Annotated in this window: 2 protein-coding genes and 1 pseudogene; 1 reads left to right on the top strand and 2 read right to left on the bottom strand. The window is 53.5% G+C overall.

Going from position 1 to position 2,957, the window contains the following annotated elements; genetic code table 11:
- Together H165_RS19445 and H165_RS0117860 are read right to left on the bottom strand one after the other, a co-directional pair.
- Positions 1–680 (bottom strand): phosphatase PAP2 family protein (locus H165_RS19445; RefSeq protein WP_081609389.1); only part of this gene is annotated, 680 nt, incomplete at its 3' end.
- 55 nt (positions 681–735) lie between these two features.
- On the bottom strand, positions 736–2,694 hold the full coding sequence (locus H165_RS0117860; RefSeq protein WP_017940290.1) for an LTA synthase family protein: 1,959 nt from the start codon (positions 2,692–2,694) through the stop codon (positions 736–738).
- Between the two features lie 105 nt (positions 2,695–2,799).
- Between H165_RS0117860 and H165_RS19700 the strand changes: the two are divergent.
- Positions 2,800–2,868: pseudogene (locus H165_RS19700) on the top strand (DNA-binding response regulator); the annotation flags it as partial.
- Between the last annotated feature and the right edge of the window lie 89 nt (positions 2,869–2,957).

Genomic DNA, 2,957 nt, shown 5'->3' with positions numbered 1-2,957 from the left:
AGCTGCATCCGGGAGTTCGTAACGCTTTGCCATGCGGGCCTCCAGCCTGTCATGGCGCCGATTCTACCCGTTTGGACTTTTCGTACAGAACCTAGCGAAAACACGGCTCCCAGTCCCAACGCAACAACTAAAGCAATGCGAGCGGTGCGAGGACGCCTGTCGCGCAGTGCGAAAAACAGAGCCAACAGAGAGAACCCTGCCGAGGCATGCCCCCCTGGCCAACAGCGCCCTGGCTTTTCGGTTGGCGCGCGCTCACTAAGCAAAGGTGTAAAAGTTTCTGCTCCCCCGAACTCGCTCAAACTCCATGGACAGTGCACGCCAGTCAGTGTTTTCAGCGGAGTGACAATACTGGTTGATAAAGCCAATGCCAGTACCAGGTAACCTAGTTGACGACGAAGGGGACTTAACCTGGTTGGCATCAGACTTAGTACGAAACCGAAAATGGCCATTACGCCCACGAAAATAACAGCTTGCTTCGCCCGGTCATGGAGTATGTCTTCCAGCCAGAAGCTGTGACGACCGATAAAGCCCTGGCCCGGCTCGTAAAACAGTTCTGCCAAAGCGAAATCAACTCCACTAGGGTCAAGCAACAACAGTAAGGCCATAAGCCCTAATGGAATACCTATCGCAAGACGGAAATCAAAGTACCGAGAAGCGCTTTCTGAGCGGTCGGCCGTCATTTCAGTAGCTCCAAATCAAAGCACCGCCAGGCGGTGCCTGTAATGCATGAGTGGGTTAACGCAGGCCCAACTTTTCATCTGGCAGTAACCCTGACCGCCAAGCTATAAGTCCCTTCTGAAAGGCATAGCTAGCACCCTGGTAGTAGGCGATAGCGCGACGCAGCAGCCCGTCATCGGTGCCAATGATCGACTCATGGCTCAACCCCAATGCGTCTTCATGTTTGCGCATGCCACGCCTTGGACTGAGAATGGCCAGATTATTGCCATCGAACAGTCCTAGGTGCTGGTAGTTGCCAACCAGAGCGCGCCCAGCAGTGCGATCCTCTCGCAGCACGTTGCGCCCGAAAAACGTTGAGACATAGTCGATATTGAGCATGCCCAGTAAAGTTGGAGCCAGGTCGATCTGACTGACAACATCGGTGAACTCTCTAGGTTCGATATGTTCCGGAGCGTAAATAAACAGCGGGATGTGGTAGTTGGCCACCGGCAGATCTTCCTTACCGGCGCTGCCTGCAGTGTGATCGGCGACGAAGACGAACAGCGTGTCCTTGAACCAGGGTTTTTCCCGCACTTGGGCAAGGAGTTGGCCAATGGCGTAGTCGGTATACTTCACCGCTCCTTCGCGACCGTCACCGGAAGGTATGTCGATGCGACCTTCAGGGTAGGTATAGGGTCGATGATTTGAGGTGGTCATCAATTGCAGGAAGAAAGGTTTGCCGGCTGCATGGTCGGCATCTGCAATTTTGAGGGCTTGTTTATAGAGGTCTTCATCCGACATGCCCCAGGCGTTTTTGAAAGCAATATCCGCCTCGGCCACGCTGCTTTGGTCAACGATGCGATAGCCGTTGCCGCCAAAAAAAGCATTCATGTTGTCGAAGTAACCACGCCCGCCGTAGAGAAATACACTGTCATACCCTTGGGCGGCGAACTGCTGACCTAGACTTGCATAACCAGCTTCACGACCAATACGCTTGACGATCGAACGCCCCGGCGTTGGTGGAATAGACAGGGTGATGGCTTCTAGGCCACGGTCAGTTCGGGTACCCGTGGCGTAAAAGTTACTGAATGCCAGACTCTGCTTGCGTAGCGCGTCCAGATTCGGGGTCAATCCGCGGTTGTCACCGAAACTGCCCAAGTATTTGGCACTCAAACTCTCGATGGTCACCAGTACTACGTTCAGGCGTTTTGGTTGCCCTGGATTATCGATTTCACGGCGAATGTCTAGCGGATCACTGCCTATGAAACGGGCATTGGGCTCGCTCACCTCGCTTCGCAACAACCCGGCGACTTCGGACTCCGGCAGGGTCGAGTAAAACTGCTGGTAGTCCAGTTCGTTATTCCGAAACGCAGCAAAGAACTGGAAAGGCCCATTGCTCGCCAGCTCGCGCTGATAGGCATTACCACCTATTCCACGGGGGGAGTTCTGCCCAACAAAAGCGCTACTAAGCCCGGCCAGCAAGAGCAAAACACCCAGACTATATAAAGCTTGCTTAGGTGCCATGCGTGGGGCATCCAAGGCAGCTGCTAGGGGGCGGCGAAGGATGAATGTCAGACCAATGGCCAAGATGGCGAGCAATGCCAGTAAGGGGTAAATCGGGTAGGACTCAAGAATGTTGTTGATCACCTCCTCGGAGTACACTAGGTAGTCAACGGCGATGAAATTGAAGCGTACGCCGAATTCGTCCCAAAACAGCCATTCCGCAACAGCAGTGAACAGCATGACGAATAGACTGAGGGCCATGGCGCTGGCCATGAACTTTTTGTGCCAGCGCTGCTGCCAAATCGCGCGCGGGCAAAGCAGCAGGTAAAGCGCCATTGGCAAGGTCGCGTAAAGCAGGAAGCTCAAGTCGTAGATCATCCCTATGGCATACAAGCCCATAAGGTTCGAAATGCTGATATTCGCATCTGCCAGGTGGCTAACCAGCAACAGGCTCCGAGTCAGAGTGAATACCGTTAGCCACGCCAGCACGACGATGGATAAGTAGCGAATTTGCGCATAATGAAGCTGGGGCATCGTATGATCCTTTTTGGATGAACGGGCCGCAGTCTGCATTTGCCTCTGTTAGTAGCCTGTCAAAGCGACGTGAAAAAAGCGTCAAAATCAAAGAGTAATCAGCCGATGCGTATTCTGGTCATCGAAGACAACCGCGACATCCTGGCCAATGTGCTGGACTACCTGCAGCTAAGGATGGTCTGAAGTAGCCACGTATTTCTGGCCGACTACAGACCTCGCTGTTTTTTGAAGCGATCCATCGATCAAAAAGCGCTCAGATCGTC

This window comes from Pseudomonas thermotolerans DSM 14292 (assembly GCF_000364625.1).
Classification (GTDB): Bacteria; Pseudomonadota; Gammaproteobacteria; order Pseudomonadales; family Pseudomonadaceae; genus Aquipseudomonas; species Aquipseudomonas thermotolerans.
Note: the sequence above shows the minus strand (reverse complement) of the source record. Positions and strands in the feature narration are given on the sequence as shown.

Bases quoted from the DNA above. Each gene is read 5' to 3' on its own strand.
- H165_RS0117860 (WP_017940290.1), bottom strand. From the start codon at position 2,694: ATGCCCCAGCTTCATTATGCGCAAATTCGCTACTTATCCATCGTCGTG.